This is a genomic window from Pseudomonas sp. QLc11A (assembly GCF_052112305.1).
In the GTDB taxonomy this organism is placed as follows: domain Bacteria; phylum Pseudomonadota; class Gammaproteobacteria; order Pseudomonadales; family Pseudomonadaceae; genus Aquipseudomonas; species Aquipseudomonas laurylsulfatiphila.
In genome coordinates this window covers 1-237 of the sequence record NZ_JAVAJJ010000106.1, presented here as the reverse complement: position 1 = coordinate 237, position 237 = coordinate 1, and the positions used below count along the sequence as shown (strand labels likewise).

Genomic DNA, 237 nt, shown 5'->3' with positions numbered 1-237 from the left:
ATGTCAACGACACCACCACGGTGACCCTGACCGCCACCCCGAGCGTGGATGAAAACGGCACCATCACCTACACCGCGACCCTGACCGATGCCCAAGGCAAACCGGTCACTGCGCAGAACGGTCCGGTGACCGTGACGTTGGACAGCGGCAAGGTGATCACCATCGCCGAAGGCCAGAGCTCCGGCAGCCTGCCGGTCAGCGTCGGCAACGACGTTTACACCGGTCCGACCATCGTGA

General features: G+C 63.7%; 1 protein-coding gene. It reads left to right on the top strand.

Annotated elements, in window-relative coordinates:
* A partial coding sequence (locus tag Q8X48_RS30100) for an immunoglobulin-like domain-containing protein (protein WP_407802707.1) occupies positions 1–237 on the top strand: 237 nt, incomplete at both ends.